At 55.6% G+C, this 5644-nt stretch carries 3 rRNA genes; all 3 read left to right on the top strand.

Annotated features, from left to right (window positions below):
• Window positions 1–195: 195 nt before the first annotated feature.
• Window positions 196–1727 (top strand): 16S ribosomal RNA (locus tag VPH61_RS18825).
• A 472-nt stretch (window positions 1728–2199) separates the two neighbouring features.
• Window positions 2200–5306: ribosomal RNA gene (locus tag VPH61_RS18820) — 23S ribosomal RNA — on the top strand.
• A gap of 214 nt (window positions 5307–5520) precedes the next feature.
• Window positions 5521–5637 (top strand): 5S ribosomal RNA (gene rrf, locus VPH61_RS18815).
• Together the 16S, 23S and 5S rRNA genes form the textbook arrangement of a ribosomal RNA operon.
• Window positions 5638–5644 lie beyond the last annotated feature (7 nt).

The raw sequence follows: 5644 nt of genomic DNA, 5'->3' as shown, positions 1-5644 counted from the left end.
GGGTGCGTCCGTTCCTTGAGAACTCAACAGCGTGCACTATGTTCAATGCCAATTTTATTGAACCCCAGCTCACATCTTTTTGGTGTGGGTATGGATTCCTTTGATTGATGGACAATTTGATTCTAAGTAGTCAGTTGTTTCTCTGTCAGTGATTGAAACTCTCAATGCTGTCTTCGGATGGTGTTGGAACCATTTTTTTTGGAGAGTTTGATCCTGGCTCAGGACGAACGCTGGCGGCGTGCTTAACACATGCAAGTCGAACGATGAACCGGGTGCTTGCACCTGGGGATTAGTGGCGAACGGGTGAGTAACACGTGAGTAACCTGCCCTGGACTCTGGGATAACCCCGAGAAATCGGAGCTAATACCGGATAGGACCTGGAACCGCATGGTTTTGGGTGGAAAGTTTTTTCGGTCTGGGATGGACTCGCGGCCTATCAGCTTGTTGGTGAGGTAATGGCTCACCAAGGCGTCGACGGGTAGCCGGCCTGAGAGGGTGACCGGCCACACTGGGACTGAGACACGGCCCAGACTCCTACGGGAGGCAGCAGTGGGGAATATTGCACAATGGGCGAAAGCCTGATGCAGCAACGCCGCGTGAGGGATGACGGCCTTCGGGTTGTAAACCTCTTTTAGTAAGGAAGAAGGGGAGCTTGCTCCTTGACGGTACTTGCAGAAAAAGGACCGGCTAACTACGTGCCAGCAGCCGCGGTAATACGTAGGGTCCGAGCGTTGTCCGGAATTATTGGGCGTAAAGAGCTCGTAGGCGGTTTGTCACGTCTGCTGTGAAATCCCGAGGCTCAACCTCGGGCCTGCAGTGGGTACGGGCAGACTGGAGTGCGGTAGGGGAGATTGGAATTCCTGGTGTAGCGGTGGAATGCGCAGATATCAGGAGGAACACCGATGGCGAAGGCAGATCTCTGGGCCGTAACTGACGCTGAGGAGCGAAAGCGTGGGGAGCGAACAGGATTAGATACCCTGGTAGTCCACGCCGTAAACGTTGGGCGCTAGATGTGGGGACCATTCCACGGTTTCCGTGTCGTAGCTAACGCATTAAGCGCCCCGCCTGGGGAGTACGGCCGCAAGGCTAAAACTCAAAGGAATTGACGGGGGCCCGCACAAGCGGCGGAGCATGCGGATTAATTCGATGCAACGCGAAGAACCTTACCAAGGCTTGACATATACGAGAACGCCGCAGAAATGTGGAACTCTTTGGACACTCGTATACAGGTGGTGCATGGTTGTCGTCAGCTCGTGTCGTGAGATGTTGGGTTAAGTCCCGCAACGAGCGCAACCCTCGTCGTATGTTGCCAGCACGTAATGGTGGGAACTCATATGAGACTGCCGGGGTCAACTCGGAGGAAGGTGGGGATGACGTCAAATCATCATGCCCCTTATGTCTTGGGCTTCACGCATGCTACAATGGCCGGTACAAAGGGCTGCGATGTCGTAAGGCGGAGCGAATCCCAAAAAGCCGGTCTCAGTTCGGATTGAGGTCTGCAACTCGACCTCATGAAGTCGGAGTCGCTAGTAATCGCAGATCAGCAACGCTGCGGTGAATACGTTCCCGGGCCTTGTACACACCGCCCGTCAAGTCATGAAAGTCGGTAACACCCGAAGCCGGTGGCCTAACCCTTGTGGAGGGAGCCGTCGAAGGTGGGATCGGTGATTAGGACTAAGTCGTAACAAGGTAGCCGTACCGGAAGGTGCGGCTGGATCACCTCCTTTCTAAGGAGCACTGGCCACTTTGGTGGTCCAGGCATGTCAGATCGGGTCCTTTGTGGCTCGCTGGCAGCTCATGGGTGGAACATTGACATAGGTGCTCGTCTGAATGGTTCAGACCTAGTACGCCGTCTCCTTTGGGGGGTGGTTGGAACGGTGGGGGCCGGCCGGTCGGGTACGTGCACGCTGTTGGGTCCTGAGGGGCCGGACAACTTCCCGCGCTTTTGGCGTGGGGGTGATGGTTTCTTGCAGGCCTTCACATTGCCGATGGTTTTGATTCGGTGGGTGTGGGGGTTCTGGCCGTCTGTTGAGAACTACATAGTGGACGCGAGCATCTTAGAAACGGGACTTCGGTCCTGTTTCACAAAAGGTGAATCGCCAAAGGGGTCGCCTTTCGGGGCGTCCTGTTTGGTGTGTTCACTGGTCAATTTCGCAGCATCGCCTTCGGGTGGTGTTGCACGATTCGATCTCATGTGATTTTCAAGTTTTTAAGAGCAAACGGTGGATGCCTTGGCATCTGGAGCCGAAGAAGGACGTCGTAATCTGCGATAAGCCTCGGGGAGCTGATAAACGAGCTGTGATCCGAGGATTTCCGAATGGGGAAACCCCGCCAGGCCCTTTGGGTGACCTGGTGACTCCCGCCTGAATATATAGGGCGGGTAGAGGGAACGTGGGGAAGTGAAACATCTCAGTACCCACAGGAAGAGAAAACAACCGTGATTCCGTTAGTAGTGGCGAGCGAACGCGGAAGAGGCTAAACCGAGCCATGTGTGATACCCGGCAGGGGTTGCATGGTCGGGGTTGTGGGACCTTTCGGACTGTACTGCCGTGCAGTCACGGTGACGCGTCAGGTATAGACGAACCGGATTGAAAGCCGGACCGGAGTGGGTGTGAGTCCCGTAGTCGAAATGCCTGGCGGCCCGGAGAGGTATCCCAAGTAGCGCGGGGCCCGAGAAATCCCGCGTGAATCTGTCAGGACCACCTGATAAGCCTAAATACTCCCAGATGACCGATAGCGGACAAGTACCGTGAGGGAAAGGTGAAAAGTACCCCGGGAGGGGAGTGAAATAGTACCTGAAACCGTTTGCTTACAAACCGTTGGAGCCTCCTTGTAGGGGTGACAGCGTGCCTTTTGAAGAATGAGCCTGCGAGTTAGTGATATGTGGCGAGGTTAACCCGTGAGGGGCAGCCGTAGCGAAAGCGAGTCTGAATAGGGCGATTCAGTCGCATGTCCTAGACCCGAAGCGAAGTGATCTATCCATGGCCAGGTTGAAGCGACGGTAAGACGTCGTGGAGGACCGAACCCACTTCAGTTGAAAATGGAGGGGATGAGCTGTGGATAGGGGTGAAAGGCCAATCAAACTTCGTGATAGCTGGTTCTCTCCGAAATGCATTTAGGTGCAGCGTTGCGTGTTTCTTGCCGGAGGTAGAGCTACTGGATGGCCGATGGGCCCTAAAAGGTTACTGACGTCAGCCAAACTCCGAATGCCGGTAAGTGAGAGCGCAGCAGTGAGACGGTGGGGGATAAGCTTCATCGTCGAGAGGGAAACAACCCAGACCACCAACTAAGGTCCCTAAGCGCGTGCTAAGTGGGAAAGGATGTGGAGTTGCACAGACAACCAGGAGGTTGGCTTAGAAGCAGCCACCCTTGAAAGAGTGCGTAATAGCTCACTGGTCAAGTGATTCCGCGCCGACAATGTAACGGGGCTCAAGCACGCCACCGAAGTTGTGGCATTGACATTAATGGTAGGCCTTCGTGGTCCAGCCGTGTTGATGGGTAGGAGAGCGTCGTGTGGCCAGCGAAGCGGCGGTGTGAACCAGCCGTGGAGGCCACACGAGTGAGAATGCAGGCATGAGTAGCGAAAGACGGGTGAGAAACCCGTCCTCCGGAAGACCAAGGGTTCCAGGGTCAAGCTAATCTGCCCTGGGTAAGTCGGGACCTAAGGCGAGGCCGACAGGCGTAGTCGATGGACAACGGGTTGATATTCCCGTACCGGCGAAGAACCGCCCACATGAAATCAGGAGTGCTAAGCATCCCAAGACGCGTGGATCCCTTCGGGGACGATCGCGTGGCGGCATGCGACCCCATCTGGTGGAGTGAGCGTATTAACAGGTGTGACGCAGGAAGGTAGCCCAACCCGGGCGATGGTTGACCCGGGGCAAGCGTGTAGGCCGAGCGATAGGCAAATCCGTCGCTCATCATGGCTGAGACGCGATGCGGATGAAAAGTGGGTGATCCTATGCTGCCAAGAAAAGCATCGACGCGAGGTTCCAGCCGCCCGTACCCCAAACCGACTCAGGTGGTCAGGTAGAGAATACTAAGGAGATCGAGAGAATCGTGGTTAAGGAACTCGGCAAAATGCCCCCGTAACTTCGGGAGAAGGGGGGCCTAAGGCGTGAACCAACTTGCTTGGGGAAGCGCTGCAGGGCCGCAGAGACCAGTGGGAAGCGACTGTTTACTAAAAACACAGGTCCGTGCTAAGTCGCAAGACGATGTATACGGACTGACGCCTGCCCGGTGCTGGAAGGTTAAGAGGACCGGTTAGCCGCAAGGCGAAGCTGAGAATTTAAGCCCCAGTAAACGGCGGTGGTAACTATAACCATCCTAAGGTAGCGAAATTCCTTGTCGGGTAAGTTCCGACCTGCACGAATGGCGTAACGACTTCCCAGCTGTCTCAACCGCGAACTCGGCGAAATTGCATTACGAGTAAAGATGCTCGTTACGCGCAGCAGGACGGAAAGACCCCGTGACCTTTACTACAGCTTGGTATTGGTGTTCGGTGTGGCTTGTGTAGGATAGGTGGGAGACTGTGAAGCTGGCACGCTAGTGTCGGTGGAGTCATTGTTGAAATACCACTCTGGTCACTCTGGATATCTAACTTCGAACCGTGATCCGGTTCAGGGACAGTGCCTGGTGGGTAGTTTAACTGGGGCGGTTGCCTCCCAAAAAGTAACGGAGGCGCCCAAAGGTTCCCTCAACCTGGTTGGCAATCAGGTGGCGAGTGTAAGTGCACAAGGGAGCTTGACTGTGAGACTGACAGGTCGAGCAGGGACGAAAGTCGGGACTAGTGATCCGGCAGTGGCTTGTGGAAGCGCTGTCGCTCAACGGATAAAAGGTACCTCGGGGATAACAGGCTGATCTTGCCCAAGAGTCCATATCGACGGCATGGTTTGGCACCTCGATGTCGGCTCGTCGCATCCTGGGGCTGGAGTAGGTCCCAAGGGTTGGGCTGTTCGCCCATTAAAGCGGTACGCGAGCTGGGTTTAGAACGTCGTGAGACAGTTCGGTCCCTATCCGCTGCGCGCGTAGGAAATTTGAGAGGATCTGACCCTAGTACGAGAGGACCGGGTTGGACGAACCTCTGGTGTGCCAGTTGTTCCGCCAGGAGCACCGCTGGTTAGCTACGTTCGGGATGGATAACCGCTGAAAGCATCTAAGCGGGAAGCCGGCCTCGAGATGAGATTTCCATACCCTTCGGGGTGAGAGGCTCCCAGCCAGACGACTGGGTTGATAGGCCGGATGTGGAAGACAGGACTAACGACTGTCGGAGCTGACCGGTACTAATAAGCCGATAACTTGATAATCACTACACTCACACACGTTTGAACATGTTCATGAAAAGGCCGTGTGAGTGGCCAAAGATACGCTCGCGTCCACTCTGTGGTTCCCTTCAGACGGGAAACCCAAAAGCTCAACACTGAGAACACACCCGCACCACCACACCCGAAACGGTGTGCGTTGGTGCGGTCACCGAGACCACCAACCACCCACCAACACGGGTGCGATTGGTTCTAGAGTTTCGGCGGCCATAGCGCGAGGGAAACGCCCGGACACATTCCGAACCCGGAAGCTAAGACTCGCAGCGCCGATGGTACTGCAGGGGGGACCCTGTGGGAGAGTAGGACACCGCCGGACAAACATT

It is taken from the genome of Agromyces sp. CCNWLW203 (genome assembly GCF_036576125.1).
Classification (GTDB): Bacteria; Actinomycetota; Actinomycetes; order Actinomycetales; family Microbacteriaceae; genus Agromyces.
The sequence above is the reverse complement of the archived record's forward strand: the minus strand, read 5'-3'. Positions and strand labels throughout refer to the sequence as shown.